A 14,954-nucleotide genomic window follows, 5' to 3' on the forward strand; every position below is an offset into this window, starting at 1 on the left:
TCAGCTCGTGGGCTGGAACTGCTCCGGGACGGGCTGACCGGGGAAGTACCGCTCCTCGATCTCCAGCCAGGTGCCATCGGCGATCATGGCCGCGATCTGGGTGTTCAGCTCGTCCAGCAGCGCGGTGTTCCCCTTCTTCACGGCCATGCCCACGGGGAAGTCGGGCACCGGGATCTCCATCGCGACGTGCAGGGCCCCGCCGGAGGAGGCGACGTAGTCCTGCGCGGGCGGCAGGTCGAGGAAGTGCGCGTCGACGGTGCCGGCCGTGAGGGCGGAGATGGCCGAGTTGTTGTCGGGGAAGCGGACGATCTCGGCACCCGTGAAGTTCTGCTGGGCGTAGTCGTCCTGGATGGTGCCCTGCACCAGGCCGAGGCGCTTGCCGGTCAGGCTCGCGGCGGCGTCGATGATGCCGGTGTCCGCGGTGGTGACGACGCCGAGGTACCCGATGAAGTAGACATCGGTGAAGTCCACCGTCTGCTTGCGCTCCGCGGTGGCGCTGATCGAGGCGACCCCGACGTCCACCTGGCCGTTGGCGACGGCGGGCAGGATCGAGGAGAAGTCCTGGGCCACGAACTCCGGTTCGAGGTCCATCCGGGAGGCGGCCTCCTTCAGGATCTCCACGTCGAAACCGGTGTACTCGCCGTTCTCGGCGTAGGCGTACGGTTTCGTGTCGCTCGTGGTGCCGACGCGGACGGTGCCTTCGCGGAGGGTTCCGGCGGTTGTGGCCTCGGCGCTGCCGCACCCGGCCAGGGCGGCCACCAGGGCGGCGGAGGACAGGATCAGGACGTTCCTGCGGCGCGTGGGGGTCATGGGAGGGGTCCTTCCGGGCGGGGTCAGCGGTGGGCGAGGACGGAGGGGCGGGCGACGAAGTCCCGATCGGGGTCGGTGAAGGCCAGGTCGCTGACGGGCCGGTCGCCGACGGTGATCGCGGCCAGGGCGTCGCCGATGCCGGTGGCGTGCTTGAACCCGTGGCCGCTGCACCCCCCGCCGACGACGAGGCGGGAGTCCCCGCCGGGGCGGCCCAGCAGGAACTGCAGGTCGGGGCTGTTGGTGACCATGCAGGGGACGACCGAGTCCGGGCGCGGGTCCAGGCCGGGGAACGTGCGGGCGACCAGGGCGGACAGCTCGGCCACGTCACGCTCCCAGGAGATCGCGCGGTCCACGGTGTCGGGGTCGCAGTCGGTGAAGTTCCGGCCGACGTCCTGCATCCCGATCTTGACGCCGTGGCCCAGGGTCGCGCCGTGGCCCCAGATGGCCATCGAGTCGTCGATCTCCTGGATGAAGGCGGGCAGCGCGGGGGCGTCGAACGAGGTGTCGGTTGCCGGGGGCCGGAACCACAGCATGGGCGTGCGGCGCGCCTGCAGCGGCAGCCCCGGGACGAGTTTGCCCAGCCAGGACCCGGCGGTGACGACGACCTGCCGCACGCGCCAGCTCGCCGCGGCCGAGTGCAGCACGACGCCGCCCGGAACGAGTTCGACGTCGGTGACGCGGGTGTCGGCGAACACCCGGGCCCCCAGTGAGCGGGCGGCGCCGACGGCGGCGCGCACCCCGTCCTCGGGACGGGCGATGCCGGCGTCGGGGTCCCACACGCCGACGTGGGTGGGGTCGACGTCGGCGAACTGCGGGAAGCGTTCGGCGACCTCGGCGAGCGGGAGCTCGTGGGCGGCCAGGCCGTGCGCGGACGCGGCCTCCAGGGTCCCGGCGATCACCGACCCGTCCTTCGGGCCGATCATGATCGCGCCGACCTGGTCCAGCAGGGAGCTCCCGCTGACGGTCTCCAGCTCCCGCCACAGGTCCCGCGACCGCTGGGCCAGCGGGACCAGCCCGGGGTGCTCCAGGCACGCCACCCGGAACAGGCGGGTCGCCCCGTGGGTGGACCCCATCTCGTGCCCGATGCCGAAGCGCTCGATCCCGATGACGTCGACCCCTCGGGTCGCCAGCCGCCACAGCGTCGACGAACCCCACGCGCCGAGGCCGACGACGGCGACCTCCGCGTCGAACGCTTGCGTGCCACCCATGGGACCTCCTGAACTCGAAACACGCTCGAAACCTTCTCGACACGCGACTGGAACACCTGCGCGACAACGACTTCCGCACGGTGCGGTGGTCATTCATAACCCTTGCCGCGACCGGTCCGCCAACACCGAACCGGTCCTGAGCTCATACCCGGAGGATATGTTGGCTGGATGGAGGCGCGGGAGCTGCGGCACTTCGTGGCCGTCGCGGAGGAGCTGAGCTTCACCCGGGCCGCGGCCCGGCTGGGCATGGCGCAACCCCCGCTGAGCCAGTCGATCGCCCGGCTCGAGCGCCGGCTGGGGACGCAGCTGTTCGTCCGCGGTCCGCGCCGCCACCCCGTGCTGACGCCGTCGGGTCGTGTCCTCCTGCGCGAGGGTCGGCGCGTGCTGGAGGCGCTGGCGGAGACCGAGAACCTCGTGCGGTCCCTGCACCACGAGGTCGAGCCCCTGCGGGTGGGGTGCATCCCCTCGGTGATGTCCGGCCTGATGCCGAAGGTCGTCCCGCAGTTCCAGGCCGAACGGCCCCGTGGGGGGATCCACCTGTACGAGATCGAGGAGGCGCAGCTCCTCGACGACGTCCGCGCCGGGGTCGTCGACGTCGGGCTCTGCCGGTTGCGCGAGCAGGAGCCGGGGCTCGACGTGGAACTGCTGCACCTGGAACCTCTCGTCTGCGCGCTGCCGCAGGCGCACCCGCTGGCCGCCCTGGAGGTCGTGCCACTCGCCGAGCTGGCCGGGGAGGAGTTCGTGATCTTCCGGCGTGAGGACGCTCCGCGGGCCTACGACGCCATCGTCGCGGCCTGCCACCTCGCGGGCTTCTCCCCCCGCAACTCCCTCGTGGGGGTCCACGACCTGTCGGAGCTCTCGATCGTCGCCTGCGGGCTGGCGGTAGCGCTCATGCCGCGGTGCAGCACGGTGATCTCGATGGACGGGGTCGTCCACCGGCCGCTCGCCGAGGAGTTCGCGGTGACGCCGCTGGCGCTGGTGCGGGCCGCGGGGGTGCGGTCGCCGGTCCTGGAGGAGTTCGCCGGGCTGGTCCGCGACGTCCTCGGGGTCACCCCACCCGGTCGGCGTCGGGCGCGGTGACCCCCGCGAGCTCGTGCAGCTGGGCCCAGACCCGGGCGATCCGGGCCGGGTCGGGGCGGGCGGTGTGGGGGTTGGAGGCGACCGGTCCGGGTCGTCCGCGGCGGCCGTCGGGCGGGCCCACGAGCTCCCCGCCGCGCAGGCCGGGGTCGAGCAGGCCGCGGACCCCGGCCCAGGCGGCGGTGTCCTTGCCCTGGGCCCACGGGGTGAACGGGTTGCGCCGGCCCTGGGTGCGGGGGTCGAAGACGCCGTCGCGGGCGGGGGTCCGCGCGTCGACGCCCACGCCGGGGAAGGTGAGGACCGAGGCGACGGGGGAGCCCGCCGCCCGCAGCCGGTGGTCGAGCTCGTGGGCGTAGAGCTCGGTCACGGTCTTGGCCCAGGTGTAGCTGCGGAAGAACCCGCGGTGCGGTGTCGTGACGTCGGTGACGGGCGGTCGCCAGCGCCGGACGAAACCCGTCGTGGTGTGCACGACGCGCCCGCCGCTGCGGGTCAGGGCGGGCAGCAGCGCCGTGGTGAGGGCGACGTTGGCGACGACGTGGGTCCCGAGCAGCTCGGGGTGCCCGTCCTCGGTGGTGGTCCCGCGGGCGGTGCTCATGGAGCCGCCATTGAGCAGGACGCCGTCGAGGCGGTCGAGCCCGGCGATCTCCTCCCCGGCGCGGCGGACCGAGCTCAGCGAGGCCAGGTCGAGGACCACCGTGGAGACGGCGGCGCCGGGCACCTGGTGCCGGATCGAGGCGGCGGCGCGGTCGAGCTTGGCCCGCGACCGCGAGGCGAGCACGACGTGGGCGCCGGTGGAGGCGAGCTGCTCGGCGGCGAAGTAGCCGATGCCGGCGGTGGCGCCGGTGACGGCGAACGTGCGCCCGCGGGCGTCGGGGAGGGCGGTGGGGTCCCAGGTCACGGTCGGCTCCTGACGGTGGTGGATGGAGTATCCGTTCCGGACGCTAGCACGCTGGCGGATGAGTTATCCGCTCACGGGTAGCCTGGTCCCGTGACCCCCCGCCCGGACGCCACCCGCAGCCGCGCCCGCATCCTCGACGCCGCCCGCGACCTGCCTCCCGAGAGCCTGCGGCTCAACGACGTCGCCCACCGGGCCGGCGTCGGGGTGGCGACCGTCTACCGGCACTTCCCCACCGTCCACGCCCTCGTCGAAGCGCTCACCGAGACCGACCTCGCCCGCTACTCCGACCTCGCCCGGCGGGCCTGCGCCGAACCCGACGCGCTGCGCGGGCTCGACCTGCTGGTGCGCGACGGGCTCGCGCTGCAACTGGCCGGCGACGGCCTGCAGGCGGTCCTGCTCGCCGACCGCGACACCAGCGCGGACGTCACCGCGGTCAAGGACGAGCTGCTCGCCGCGGTCGCGGCCGTCGTGACGCGGGCGGTCGCGGCGGGCGTCGTCCGGCCCGACCTGACGCCGGGCCGCCTGCAGCACCTCGTCTGCGGCGTCGAGCACGCCGTCCGCGTCGCCGGCGGCGGCCCGGACGAGCGGGAGTTCCACCTCGCCGCCGCCCTGGCCGGGCTGCGCGCCGGAGCCCCCGCCCCTGAGCGGTGAGCCGCCCCCCCACGGCGATCAAGGACAGCTGTGTCCTTGATCGGCGTGCGGGTGTCCTCGATCGCCGTGCGGGTGTCCTCGATCGGCGGAGGGGTGGCCGGGCGGGCGGGCGATGAGTCGCCCCCGCGCGGGCGGTCACCCCGGCGTGGGGACCGTGAGGACCGAGTACGTGCTCGCACCCGACGGCACCCGCATCGCCTTCGACCGGCGCGGTGCGGGGCCCGTCCTGGTGCTCGTGGACGGTGCGCTCAGCGAGCGCCGCACCGGCCCGATGCGCCCGCTCGCCGAGCACCTCGCGCCGCGGTTCACCGTCGTCACCTACGACCGGCGCGGCCGGGGGCAGAGCACCGACGGCACCGGGCCGGTGCGCGGGTACACGGTCGGGCACGAGGTGGGGGACCTGCGCCGGCTGCTGGAGGAGGTCGGTGCGCCGGGGACCGGCGCGGCCCTGCACGGGGCCTCCACGGGGGCGCTGCTCGCGCTGCACGCCGTCGCGGCGGGGCTGCCCGTGCGGTCGGTGTCGCTGTTCGAACCGCCCTTCGGGGCGGGCGCCCGGCTCGGCGGCGGGTTCGCGCGGACCCTGACGGCGCTGCTGGAGGAGGGTCGGCGGGCCGAGGTCGTCCGCACCTTCCAGCGCGCGGTCGGGGTCCCGGAGGCGGTCGTCGCGGCCGGGGCGGCGGGTTTCGCCGCGAGCGCCCAGACGCTGGTGTACGACTGCGCGCTGACGTGCGCCCTGACGCGCGCGGTCGCGGCCCGCGTCGGGGTGCCGGCGCTCGTGGTGCGGTCCGCGGCGACGGGCGGCCGGTGGCCGCAGGCGGCGCGGGACGCGGTGGCCGCGCTGCCCCGGGGGGAGCTGGTGGCGCTGCCGGCGGTGTGGCACGGGGTGCCGGACGCCGACCTCGCGGCGGTCCTGTCGGCCTTCCACCGGCGGTGAGCCTGCTGGCAGAGTGCGCCCATGCGCACCTCGCCGGTGGACCGTGACCCGTCTGCGGACTGGGCGGAGGTCGACGAGTACCTCGCCCAGACGCTGCTGCCCGAGGACGAGACGCTGGAACTCGTCCTCGACGAGAACCAGGCGGCGGGGTTGCCCGCCATCGACGTGTCGCCGTTGCAGGGGCAGCTGCTGTCGCTGCTGGTGCGGATCAGCGGGGCCCGCCGGGTCCTGGAGATCGGCACCCTCGGCGGGTACAGCACGATCCACCTGGCCCGCGCACTGCCCGCCGGCGGTCGGGTCGTGACGCTGGAGCAGGCGCCCGACCACGCCGAGGTCGCGCGCCGGAACCTGGAGCGGGCCGGCTTCGGCGACGTCGTGGACGTGCGGGTCGGCGCGGCGCTCGACACCCTGCCGGAGCTGGCCGCCGAGGGCGGCGAGCCCTTCGACCTGGTGTTCATCGACGCGGACAAGCCGAACAACCCGCACTACCTGGAGTGGGCGCTGCGGCTCACCCGCCCGGGCAGCCTCATCGTCGGGGACAACGTGGTGCGCGCCGGGCGGGTGGCGCGCGAGGAGGACACCGAACCGGCGATCACCGGCACCCGCGAGTTCCTCACCGCGCTGGGGGAGGACCCGCGGCTGGAGGTGACGGCGCTGCAGACGGTCGGGGCGAAGGGCTGGGACGGGTTCACCCTGGCCGTCGTGCGCTGAGGGCCGGTCCCGGCGGCGCCCCCGGGAACCCCGCCGCCACCCGGCGGCGCGGACGGCCCCTCAGGCGTCGAGCAGCCCCGCGTCGTGGGCGACGATCGCGACCTGCACGCGGTTGTGCGCACCCAGCTTCGTCAGCAGCCGCGACACGTGGGTCTTCACGGTCGCCTCGCTCATGAACAGCTCCCGGCCGATCTCCGCGTTCGACAACCCGCGCCCCACCGCGCCCAGCACCTCGCGCTCGCGGTCGGTCAGCAGCTGCAGCCGCTCGGCGGCCTCCCGGCGGCGCGGGTTCACCGCGTCGGCCGCGTAGTGCCCCACCAGCCGCCGCGTCACCGTCGGCGACAGCATCGCCTCCCCGGCCGCGACGACCCGCACGGCGGCGACCAGTTCCCGCGGCGGGGTGTCCTTCAGCAGGAACCCCGTCGCCCCGGCCTGCAGCGCCTGGAACACGTACTCGTCGAGGTCGAACGTCGTCAGCATCACCACGCTCGGCGCCTGCGGCCGCTCCGTGATGGCCTTCGCCGCGGTCAGCCCGTCCATCACGGGCATCCGGACGTCCATCAGGACGATGTCGGGACGGTGCGCCGCGACACCCTCCACGGCCTGCGCGCCGTTCTCCGCCTCGCCCACGACCTCGACGTCGTCGGCGCTGGACAGGATCATCCGCAGCCCCGCGCGCACCAGCGCGTCGTCGTCCACCAGCAGGACCCTCGTCGGCCTGCCCTGCTGCTCGCTCACGCCCACCTCCACCTCGTCCACCCGCTCGACCTCACTCCTGCCCCCGGCCCGAACCCGCCGGGGTGCGCACGATCCTCGCATCCGGTGGGGTCCACGCCGCCGACGCGCCGGTCCGCGGGCGGTCGTCCGGCGCCGGCCACGGCAGCCGGGCCCGCACCGCGAAACCCCCGCCCGGCTCGGGGCCGGAGGTGATGGTGCCGTCGGCCAGCACCACCCGCTCGGACAACCCGACCAGACCCGACCCGGCGCCGGGCAGCCCCGCCGACCGTCCCCGCGGCGGGGCGTTGACCACCGAGACGATCATGTCGCGGCCCACCTCGCCGGAGACCGTGACCACCGTCTGCGCCGACGGGGCGTGCTTGTGGACGTTCGTCAGCGCCTCCTGCACCACCCGGTAGACCGTCCGCCCCAGCTCGGCGGGGACCTCGGCGTGCACCGGGACGTCGGTGCGGAACTCCGCGGCGACCCCCGCCTCCCGGGTCGACTCCACCAGCCGCCGCACGTCCACCAGCGTGGGCTGCGGCGCCAGCTCGGCCGCCGACTCCGCCGCCGAGACCGTGCTCGGGGCCCGCAGCACGCCCAGCACCCGGCGCAGGTCCTCCAGCGCCGTGCGGGCCGTCTCGCGGATCGTCGCCGCCGTCGCCTCCACCTGGTCCGCGCCCACGTCGGGGCGCACCTCCAGGCCCCCCGCGTGCAGGGCCACCAGCGAGATGCGGTGCGCCAGGACGTCGTGCATCTCCCGCGCGATCCGGGTGCGCTCGGCCAGCCGGGCCTGGTCGGCCCGCAGCACCTGCTCGTGCTCGGCGCGCTCGGCGCGCTCGCGCAGGGACGTGACCAGGTCGCGGCGGGCGCCGACGAAGGCCCCCACGAACACGCACAGCGCCACCGCGACGACCGAGAACGTCAGCGCCACGACGACGCCGTCGTACGTCGTGCGCAGGGCCGTCGTCGTCGCCGCCACCGTGCCGACCGAGGCCAGCAGCACCAGCAGCCGGTCGCGGCGGCGCACCGCCAGCGTCAGCAGCGCGAACAGCAGCGCCCCGTCGAACGCGACGACGAACGCGACGGCCAGCGACACCACGCACAGCAGCACGGGGTGGCTGCGCCGCCACCACAGCGCCACGCAGTTCGCGACGACGACGAGCGCGAGGAGGACGTCGCCCACCCCGACCTGCGACCACCAGCCGAAGGCCTCGGCGAACGACGGCGGACCCTGCACCTGGCTGCGCGACGGGCCCAGGACGGCGGAGCGGAACCACGCCAGCCCCAGGAGCAGGGACGTCAGGACCGCCAGGACGTCGCGCGCGCGGGGCGCGAACCGCCAGCGACTCACCCACGGGTCGGCGGGGGGGACCGTGCTCACCGCCACAGCGTAGGGACGTCCGCGGGCCCGGCACGTCCCCCGATCGTCCCTGGGCGTCTCCCGCGTCCGTCGCACCCCTGCCCGCCGCGGGGGTGCCGTGGTCCACCGCACCCCGCGGCAGCGGGTAGACTCTTCCCCGGCGGTTCCCGCGAGGGGACCTGTCCGCTGGGGCCCCGTTGTGTAGCGGCCCAGCACGCCGCCCTCTCACGGCGGTAGCGCGGGTTCGAATCCCGTCGGGGCTACGCGCACGAGGCCCCCGGTCACCGACCGGGGGCCTCGTCCTTTCCCCCACCTCCTCGTCGCGCGAGCTCAAGACCGGTCCCGTGACCGCCGACACACCCGGTGCGAGCCGCCCGGGCTGCCGCCCCCGCCCGCCGGGGGGGACGACCCCGAGTACCTGAGCCGCCGGTGTCGTCGTGGGGAGTACCAGTGTTCGGACGCAAGCAGGCCGCCGTCGGCCGGTTCCCCGCCGGGCCCGTGCCCCGCGACGTCGAGTCCCTCGAGGCCGTGCTCGCCGCCCTCGACTCCGGTGTCACCACCGAGCTCGACGCGCAGCTGGCCTGCGTCCGCGCCCTCGTCCAGGCCCTCGACCTCAGCTACGGCGGCGTCTGGCTGCCCGGCCCCGACGGCCGGTTCCACCTCGCGGCCGAGGTCGGCCCGCTCGCCCGGGCGCTGGCCGCCACCAGGGACGTCGTCGCCGCCGGGGCCGGTGACGGCTGCGTCGGCAAGGCCCTCTCCACCCGCCAGCCCGTCCAGTGCGACGACTCCGCGCAGGTGCGGGACTGCCCCCGCTGGCGCGCCGCCCGCGCCGCCGGGGCGGGCAGCGGCGGGCACCTGCCCGTCGTGGAGGACGGCCGGGTCGTCGCCGTCCACGAGTACTACGCCGTCGCCGAGCTGCCGTTCTTCGGCGGCCGCGCCGAGAAGTGGCAGGCCATCACCCGGGTCGCCGCCCACGCCCGCCGCCGCGCGCTCGACACCGCCCTGCTCCAGGAGACGCTGAACGACCGCGCCGCCGTCACCACCGTCGTCACCGAGGTCGGCGCCGCCGCCGACCAGGACGGGGCCCTGCGCAAGGCCCTGGAGACCGTCCGCAAGGCGTTCGGCTGGGCGTACGGGTCGTACTGGGCGCTGGACCCCGCCACCGGCACCCTGAGGTTCAAGGTCGAGTCCGGGTCGGCCGGTGAGGAGTTCCGCCGCGTCACCCTGTCCGCCAGCTTCGCCGAGGGCGTCGGGCTGTCCGGCCGCGCCTGGCGCCAGCGGGACCTCGTGTTCGTCCGCGACCTGGCCGAGGTGACGGACTGCGTGCGCGCGCCCGCGGCCCAGCGCGCCGGGGTGAAGTCCGGCGTCTGCTTCCCGATCCTGTCCGAGGGCCAGGTGGTCGGGACGATGGACTTCTTCGCGACCGACGTCATCGAGCTGTCCGAGTCCCGGGCCTCGTCGCTGCGCAACGTGCAGCAGCTCGTCTCCCAGCGCCTGGACGTGCTGCGCCGCGTGGAGGACGAGGCGGCGAACTCCGCCGCCCTGCTCGACACCGTCTCCCGCCTGCGCGACGCCGTCCTGGACGCCGGCCGCGTCGCCGACTCCGCCAACGGGCGCGCGTCGAGCATGACCGGTGAGGTCGACGCGCTGACCGCCGCCTCGGCCGCCGTGGGGGAGGTCATCCGGATCATCTCCGGCATCGCCGACCAGACGAACCTGCTGGCCCTCAACGCGACCATCGAGGCCGCCCGCGCCGGGGAGCTGGGCCGCGGTTTCGCCGTCGTCGCCAGCGAGGTGAAGGACCTGGCGCGGGAGACCGCCGACGCCACCCAGCGCGTCTCGCAGCAGATCGCCGGGATCCAGGCGTCCAGCTCGTCGGTCTCGACGGGCATCACCGAGACCGCCGCGATCATCCACGAGCTCGACGCCGTGCAGGCCCGGATCTCCGACGTCATCGAGGAGCAGGTCGCCATGGCGACCGCCTACGGACGTCGCTGACCCGCCCCCCGACCCGCCGCACCGCCGTCCGCTCGCAGCGGACGGCGGTGCGGCGGCCCCACCCCGGGCGTAGCGTCGGGGGGAACCGACCGCCGGAGGTTGCCGTGCCGAAGCTGGTGCTCGTCCCCGCGCGTCCCGCGCCGCTGCTGCGCAACGCGTTCGGCGCGGTCCTGCGCGCCGAGCGCACCGCGCAGCGCCGGACGCTGTCCGACGTCGCCGACGCGGCGCGGGTCTCCCTGCCGTACCTGTCGGAGGTCGAGCGCGGGCGCAAGGAGCCGTCCTCGGAGGTCCTGGCCGCGATCTGCGGCGCGCTGGACCTGACCCTGGCCGACCTGCTGCTGCGGGCCAGCGCGCACGTCACGGAGCTCACCAGCGCCCCCGCGCGCCCGCTCGCCCCGGTCCGGTCGGCGCGCCCGGCCCCCTCCCGAGCCCCCTCCCGCGCCCCCGACGTGCACCTCTCGCTCGCCGCCTGACCGCCCCGCACCCCTCTCGGCGATCAAGGACTCACGTGTCCTCGATCGCCGTGTGTCCTTGATCGCCGGGGTGGGTCGGCGGGTGGGTCAGCGGGGCAGGGAGGTGGGGGCGATGACGCGGTCCGCGACGCCGTAGGCGACGGCCTCGGCGCCGGGCAGGACGAGGTCGCGGTCGAGGTCGGCGCGCAGCCGCTCCACCGAGTGCCCCGTGTGCCGGGCCAGGACCTGCTCGATCTCCGAGCGGATCCGCAGCACCTCCTTCGCCTGGATCTGCAGGTCGGCCGCCGTGCCCTGCGCACCCCCGGACGGCTGGTGCAGCAGGACCCGCGAGTGCTCCAGCACCGACCGCTTCCCCGGGGCGCCGGCCGCGAGCAGGACGGCCGCCGCCGACGCCGCCTGGCCCACGCAGAACGTCGCGACGTCCGGGGCGATGAACTGCACCGTGTCGTAGACCGCCATCAGCGCCGTCGCCGAACCCCCGGGGGAGTTGATGTACAGGCTGATCTCCGCGGTCGGGGACTCCGAGGCCAGGTGCACCAGCTGGGCGATGACGACGTTCGCGACCGCGTCGTCGATCTCCCCGTGCAGGAACACGATCCGGTCCGACAGCAACCGGCTGAACACGTCCGAGGTGCGTTCCCCGCGCGGGGTCGTCTCCACGACGTACGGGATCGGGTAACCCATCACAGACCCACCTTCCGGGCCGAGCCCAGCCGCACGTCGGAGACGCCGGTGACCACGTGGTCGACCAGCCCGTACTCCTTCGCCTCCGCGGCGGTGAACCAGCGGTCGCGCTGGGAGTCGGCCTCGATCGTCGCGACGTCCTGGCCGGTGTGCTCGGCGATGAGCCGCTGCATCGTGGCCTTCGTGTGCGCGAGGTTCTCGGCCTGGATCGCGATGTCGGCCGCCGTGCCGCCGATCCCGCCGGACGGCTGGTGCATCATGACCCGCGCGTGCGGCAGGGCGTAGCGCTTGCCCGCGGTCCCCGCGCACAGCAGGAACTGGCCCATGCTCGCGGCCATCCCCATGACGAGCGTCGAGACGTCGTTGGGGATCAGCCGCATCGTGTCGTAGATCGCCAGGCCGGCGCTGATGGAACCGCCGGGGGAGTTGATGTAGAGCGCGATGTCGCTGCGCGGGTCGTCGGCCGACAGCAGCAGCAGCTGGGCGGCGATGCGGTTCGCGATCGCGTCGTCGACCTCCTGCCCGAGGACGACGATCCGCTGGAACAGCAGGCGCTGCGACAGCTGGTCGTCGAACGGGCCGGCCAGGGTGGCGGTGGTCATGTCCGATCTCCTCTCCGTGGTGGGGACCGGCGTCCCCGCACCACCACCGTCGTCCCGCCGGCCCGCGACGGGGAGGGGTTTCTGCCCGCAGGAGATCCCCTCCCGGCGAACGGCGGCTTCTCACACGGTGAGAACGGCGCTGGACCCGGTGCCGGACCGGCGGGTTGGCTGCGGCGCACGGCAAGACCCGACTGGTCGAGGAGGACTGGAATGAGTTCGGACGCACGTGTCGCGGTGGTCACCGGAGCGGCTCGCGGGATCGGGCGAGGGATCGCCGAACGGCTCGGGCGGGACGGCCTGCACGTCGTGGTGGCCGACCTGCCCGTCATGAAGGAAGGCATCGACGAGACCGTCCAGGCCATCCAGGCCGCCGGGGGCACCGCCACCGGCGCCGAGGTCGACGTCACCAGCGAGGAGTCGAACGAGCTGCTGGTGCGCGCGGCCGTCGAGGCCGGCGGGCACCTCGACGTGTTCGTCGCCAACGCCGGGATCGCGCAGGTCGAGGAACTGCTGGAGTACGACGCGGCCGACTTCGAGAAGATCTTCGACGTCAACGTCAAGGGGGTGTTCTTCGGCTACCGCGCCGCGGCGAAGCAGTTCATCGCCCAGGGCGGCGGCGGGAAGATCATCGGCGCCGCGTCGATCGTCGCGTTCCGGCCGTTCGCGCTGCTCGGGCCGTACTCGGCGACGAAGTGGGCCGTCCGCGGTCTGACGCAGGCCGCCGCGATGGAGTGGGCCGAGCACGGCATCACCGTCAACGCCTACGGCCCCGGCATCGTCGGCACGGCGATGTGGGACCTCATCGACGAGAAGCTCGCCGCCAAGCACGGGCAGCAGAAGGGCGAGGCGCTGGCCGAGAACGCGCAGTCGATCCTGCTCGGGCGGGTGTCGGTGCCCGACGACGTCGCGAAGATGGTGAGTTTCCTGGCGTCCCCGGACTCCGACTACGTCACGGGCCAGACGATGCTGGTCGACGGCGGGATCCAGTTCTCCTGAGCGGTCCGCGGGTCAGCCGGTGCGCAGCCACCGGCTGACCCGGTTCGCGCTCTCGCGCAGCGCGCGTTCGAGCTCGGCGGCCCGGCGGCGGTCCACCTCGCCGTCCACGGTGCTGATGGCCACCGCCCCCACCACCGACCCCGCGGGACCGTGCACGGCGACGGCCGCGCACGCCGCGCCGGGCACGAACTCCTCGCGCTCCCAGGCCAGGCCGCGCCGGGACACCTCGGCGAGGTGGGCGCTCAGCGCGGCCCGGTCGGTGATCGTCGTCGGCGTCAGCGGCGGGGTGCCGTGCGCGTCCAGGTACTCGGCGGCGTCCTCGGCGGGCATCCCGGCGAGCAGGATCTTGCCGAAGGCCGTCGCGTGCGCGGCCTCGTGGAACCCGAAGCTCATGGGCGTCAGCCGCGGGTGCGCCGGGGAGTCCGCGACGTGGGCGACGACGACGTCGGCCCCCCGGTACACCGCGTAGTACGCCGCGGCCCGGACCGACTCGTGCAGCCGGTGGACCTCCTGCCGCACCGCGGCGGGGACGCCGACCTGGCGGTGCAGGCTGACGCCGAGCCGGTCCAGCTTGTAGCCCAGCTCGAAGCGCTTCTCGGCGCGCAGGTGCACGAGGTAGTCCAGGCCGACGAGGACCTGCAGCAGGCGGTAGGTGGTCGGCAGCGGCAGCCGCAGGACCTCCGAGACCTCCTTGGCGCTGGCGCCGCCGCGCTCGGCGACCACCTCGAGGACCGCCAGGGTCTTCTCGACCGTGGCGACCCCGGTCTCCCGGGCCCGCCGGGGCCGCGCCGCCGGTCCCGCCGCCGGTCCCGCGGTCACGGTGTCGTCGTCGAGCACGCCCGCAGTCTGGCGCGCCCACCCCGGTCCGTCCAGGGCGGGGCGCCGGACCGCGGGGGCGGGATCAGGCCTGCGGCTGGGCGAGCAGGAAGTCGCGCAACCCGTCGAGGTCGTCGGTGTTGATCTGGTCCACCTGCGCGGCCACGAGCTCGGCCCAGACGGCGTCGCGGGCCGGGCCGGGGGTGTCGGGGGTGTTCCAGAACCGGACCTCGCGCCCGGCGAGGTGGGCGGCGGTGACGAAGTCGGCGAGCTTGCTCCGCTCCGCGGCGGGCATCTCGCCCTCCCCGCGCCAGGTGAACTGGTTGGCCCAGTTGTCGCTGACCAGCGGCATGAAGTCGGGGTCGGAGCCGTTGAGCAGGTCCCCCGAGCGGCCGTCGTAGGCCGACCAGCGCAGGTGGTCGCGGGCCATGAGGTCGACCGGGCGGTTGCCGGAGATCACGGCGGTCGCCGCGCGGGGGGTGGCGTCGTAGCCGGTGTCGGTCATGGTGAACGACGTCATGGTCGTGGGGTACTGGGCCAGGACGTCCTCGATCGCCAGCCAGGTCGCGACGGCGTCGCCCTTGACGTCGATGAGCAGCTGGACCGGTTCCCCGTCGCCGTGCACGCTGCCGCCGCCGGCCTCGGCGAGGTCCTCCAGCGGTTCCAGGTAGAGCGACTGGAGGGTGCGGGAGGGGTCGAGGTCCTCGGGGTCGTGGGCGACCAGGAGCTGCCCGTCGACGAGGTACACGTCGGCCTCGACGCTGGTGAAGCCCCGGTCGAGGGCGTCGAGCAGCGGGCGTTCGTGCTCGTAGTCGTTGTGCGCGTGGGCCTGCCGCAGCGGCTGGACGGGGGCGGCCGCGTCGAGGACGACGGGGTCGGCCGCGAGGGGGCGGGTGGTGGCGGCGGCGCCGCCCGCGCCCAGCGGGAGGAGGACGGCGGCGCCGGCCAGGGCCAGGACGAGGGTGGGACGGCGACGGGGGGTGCGCATCGGGGTTCTCCGCTCGGTTCGGTGGTGC

General features: G+C 74.9%; 16 protein-coding genes and 1 tRNA gene. 8 read left to right on the forward strand and 9 right to left on the reverse strand.

Going from position 1 to position 14,954, the window contains the following annotated elements; translation table 11 throughout:
- Nucleotides 1–810, reverse strand: a complete 810-nt coding sequence (locus ACRYRX_RS14965) for an ABC transporter substrate-binding protein (protein WP_432512987.1) — start codon at nt 808–810, stop codon at nt 1–3.
- 23 nt (nt 811–833) lie between these two features.
- A complete protein-coding gene (gene solA, locus ACRYRX_RS14970) occupies nt 834–2,018 on the reverse strand; it encodes an N-methyl-L-tryptophan oxidase (protein ID WP_432512988.1) in 1,185 nt (394 codons plus the stop codon).
- A 168-nt stretch (nt 2,019–2,186) separates the two neighbouring features.
- Here solA and ACRYRX_RS14975 point away from each other — a divergent pair, with 168 nt between their 5' ends.
- A complete protein-coding gene (locus tag ACRYRX_RS14975; protein WP_432512989.1) occupies nt 2,187–3,098 on the forward strand; it encodes a LysR family transcriptional regulator in 912 nt (303 codons plus the stop codon).
- On the opposite strand, the gene ACRYRX_RS14980 is transcribed toward ACRYRX_RS14975, so the two are convergent.
- Nucleotides 3,067–3,993 (reverse strand): SDR family NAD(P)-dependent oxidoreductase, encoded by a 927-nt coding sequence (locus ACRYRX_RS14980; RefSeq protein WP_432512991.1) that lies wholly within the window; start codon nt 3,991–3,993, stop codon nt 3,067–3,069. The genes ACRYRX_RS14975 and ACRYRX_RS14980 overlap by 32 nt on opposite strands.
- Before the next feature lie 90 nt (nt 3,994–4,083).
- On the opposite strand from ACRYRX_RS14980, the gene ACRYRX_RS14985 reads away from it, so the two are divergent.
- From ACRYRX_RS14985 to ACRYRX_RS14995, 3 genes are all read left to right on the forward strand, one after another.
- Complete coding sequence (locus tag ACRYRX_RS14985; protein WP_432512992.1) at nt 4,084–4,644, forward strand: TetR/AcrR family transcriptional regulator; 561 nt, start codon at nt 4,084–4,086, stop codon at nt 4,642–4,644.
- Between the two features lie 154 nt (nt 4,645–4,798).
- Entirely contained in the window at nt 4,799–5,578 is a 780-nt protein-coding gene (locus ACRYRX_RS14990) for an alpha/beta fold hydrolase (RefSeq protein WP_432512994.1), read from the forward strand.
- A 21-nt stretch (nt 5,579–5,599) separates the two neighbouring features.
- Nucleotides 5,600–6,289: an O-methyltransferase gene (locus ACRYRX_RS14995; RefSeq protein ID WP_432512996.1), complete on the forward strand. Its 690-nt coding sequence runs from the start codon at nt 5,600–5,602 to the stop codon at nt 6,287–6,289.
- Between the two features lie 60 nt (nt 6,290–6,349).
- Here the strand turns inward: ACRYRX_RS14995 and ACRYRX_RS15000 are convergent, their stop codons facing one another.
- Together ACRYRX_RS15000 and ACRYRX_RS15005 are read right to left on the reverse strand one after the other, a co-directional pair.
- Nucleotides 6,350–7,027, reverse strand: coding sequence for a response regulator (locus ACRYRX_RS15000; protein ID WP_432512997.1), 678 nt, complete (start codon nt 7,025–7,027; stop codon nt 6,350–6,352).
- A gap of 31 nt (nt 7,028–7,058) precedes the next feature.
- A complete protein-coding gene (locus tag ACRYRX_RS15005; protein ID WP_432512999.1) occupies nt 7,059–8,390 on the reverse strand; it encodes a sensor histidine kinase in 1,332 nt (443 codons plus the stop codon).
- 169 nt (nt 8,391–8,559) lie between these two features.
- On the opposite strand from ACRYRX_RS15005, the gene ACRYRX_RS15010 reads away from it, so the two are divergent.
- The 3 genes from ACRYRX_RS15010 (at nt 8,560) to ACRYRX_RS15020 (ending at nt 10,840) form a co-directional block, all read left to right on the forward strand.
- Nucleotides 8,560–8,632 (forward strand) — tRNA-Glu (locus tag ACRYRX_RS15010).
- Nucleotides 8,633–8,819: 187 nt separating this feature from the next.
- Nucleotides 8,820–10,367 (forward strand): methyl-accepting chemotaxis protein, encoded by a 1,548-nt coding sequence (locus ACRYRX_RS15015; RefSeq protein ID WP_432513001.1) that lies wholly within the window; start codon nt 8,820–8,822, stop codon nt 10,365–10,367.
- A 104-nt stretch (nt 10,368–10,471) separates the two neighbouring features.
- The gene (locus ACRYRX_RS15020; protein ID WP_432513002.1) at nt 10,472–10,840 is read left to right on the forward strand and encodes a helix-turn-helix domain-containing protein; all 369 of its coding nucleotides are present in this window, start codon (nt 10,472–10,474) and stop codon (nt 10,838–10,840) included.
- 87 nt (nt 10,841–10,927) lie between these two features.
- Here the strand turns inward: ACRYRX_RS15020 and ACRYRX_RS15025 are convergent, their stop codons facing one another.
- Together ACRYRX_RS15025 and ACRYRX_RS15030 are read right to left on the reverse strand one after the other, a co-directional pair.
- Entirely contained in the window at nt 10,928–11,524 is a 597-nt protein-coding gene (locus ACRYRX_RS15025; protein WP_432513004.1) for a ClpP family protease, read from the reverse strand.
- A complete protein-coding gene (locus tag ACRYRX_RS15030) occupies nt 11,524–12,126 on the reverse strand; it encodes a ClpP family protease (protein ID WP_432513006.1) in 603 nt (200 codons plus the stop codon). Before ACRYRX_RS15030 ends, ACRYRX_RS15025 begins: the two co-directional genes overlap by 1 nt.
- 210 nt (nt 12,127–12,336) lie before the next feature.
- On the opposite strand from ACRYRX_RS15030, the gene ACRYRX_RS15035 reads away from it, so the two are divergent.
- Complete coding sequence (locus tag ACRYRX_RS15035; RefSeq protein ID WP_432513007.1) at nt 12,337–13,122, forward strand: acetoin reductase; 786 nt, start codon at nt 12,337–12,339, stop codon at nt 13,120–13,122.
- A gap of 12 nt (nt 13,123–13,134) precedes the next feature.
- On the opposite strand, the gene ACRYRX_RS15040 is transcribed toward ACRYRX_RS15035, so the two are convergent.
- Nucleotides 13,135–13,959 carry an IclR family transcriptional regulator gene (locus ACRYRX_RS15040; RefSeq protein ID WP_432513009.1) on the reverse strand — a complete coding sequence of 275 codons (825 nt, stop codon included), beginning with the start codon at nt 13,957–13,959 and terminating at the stop codon, nt 13,135–13,137.
- A 64-nt stretch (nt 13,960–14,023) separates the two neighbouring features.
- Nucleotides 14,024–14,926 carry a phosphatidylinositol-specific phospholipase C/glycerophosphodiester phosphodiesterase family protein gene (locus ACRYRX_RS15045; protein ID WP_432513011.1) on the reverse strand — a complete coding sequence of 301 codons (903 nt, stop codon included), beginning with the start codon at nt 14,924–14,926 and terminating at the stop codon, nt 14,024–14,026.
- Nucleotides 14,927–14,954: the final 28 nt, after the last annotated feature.

The sequence above is a fragment of the Kineococcus lubricus genome (genome assembly GCF_050871965.1).
Lineage (GTDB): Bacteria > Actinomycetota > Actinomycetes > Actinomycetales > Kineococcaceae > Kineococcus.

What these genes read in the sequence shown, in the direction of transcription:
- ACRYRX_RS15025 (WP_432513004.1), bottom strand. Translation starts at nt 11,524, where the DNA reads ATGGGTTACCCGATCCCGTACGTCGTGGAGACGACCCCGCGCGGGGAA.
- ACRYRX_RS15035 (WP_432513007.1), top strand. Translation starts at nt 12,337, where the DNA reads ATGAGTTCGGACGCACGTGTCGCGGTGGTCACCGGAGCGGCTCGCGGG.
- ACRYRX_RS15045 (WP_432513011.1), bottom strand. Translation starts at nt 14,926, where the DNA reads ATGCGCACCCCCCGTCGCCGTCCCACCCTCGTCCTGGCCCTGGCCGGC.
- ACRYRX_RS15030 (WP_432513006.1), bottom strand. Translation starts at nt 12,126, where the DNA reads ATGACCACCGCCACCCTGGCCGGCCCGTTCGACGACCAGCTGTCGCAG.
- solA (WP_432512988.1), bottom strand. Translation starts at nt 2,018, where the DNA reads ATGGGTGGCACGCAAGCGTTCGACGCGGAGGTCGCCGTCGTCGGCCTC.
- ACRYRX_RS14965 (WP_432512987.1), bottom strand. Translation starts at nt 810, where the DNA reads ATGACCCCCACGCGCCGCAGGAACGTCCTGATCCTGTCCTCCGCCGCC.
- ACRYRX_RS14975 (WP_432512989.1), top strand. Translation starts at nt 2,187, where the DNA reads ATGGAGGCGCGGGAGCTGCGGCACTTCGTGGCCGTCGCGGAGGAGCTG.
- ACRYRX_RS14995 (WP_432512996.1), top strand. Translation starts at nt 5,600, where the DNA reads ATGCGCACCTCGCCGGTGGACCGTGACCCGTCTGCGGACTGGGCGGAG.